Here is a 534-nt window from a genome sequence, read left to right as displayed (position 1 = left end):
TGCGAACAATAAACCTGCAGTTATGTGATGGGCAAGGTGTTAAGCGATTAATGAAGCATATTACTCAATTATTTAGCGGTTCACTAACCCTAAGATTAGCGACACAGCTTGATGTTGAACAGGTGTACGCTTGGCAATGTAAACCCGAAACACGTCGTTATGCACTTAATAAAGACGTTCCGAGTTTGGCTGAGCATCGGGCTTGGATGACTAAAAAGCTAGCAAGTAAAAATGACTACTTTTATGTCATTGAGCTAACCAATAGCACAGATGAAAAAACGACTTCTGTAGGTGTGGTCAGGTTAGATATGACAGCCGTAGATACGTATACCATTTCCATCTTTATAGCACCAGAGCACTTTGGTAAAGGGGTTGCGAAACTCGCTTTAAAACAAGTAGATATATTGCATCCTACAAAAATTATACATGCTGTTGTACTAAAAGAAAATGCAGCATCACAAGCTTTGTTTAGCCGAGCTGGCTACCAACGAATTAATGAAGAGCAATTTACTCGACAACCTGTGGAGTGAGGGA

General features: G+C 40.3%; 1 protein-coding gene. It reads left to right on the top strand.

The features are described 5' to 3' along the window. A partial coding sequence (locus tag QL995_RS21755; RefSeq protein ID WP_290295089.1) for a GNAT family N-acetyltransferase occupies positions 1–530 on the top strand: 530 nt, incomplete at its 5' end. Between the last annotated feature and the right edge of the window lie 4 nt (positions 531–534).

The sequence above is a fragment of the Pseudoalteromonas sp. APC 3358 genome, from assembly GCF_030408075.1.
Classification (GTDB): Bacteria; Pseudomonadota; Gammaproteobacteria; order Enterobacterales; family Alteromonadaceae; genus Pseudoalteromonas; species Pseudoalteromonas arctica.
This window is presented reverse-complemented; position numbering and strand designations above follow the sequence as displayed.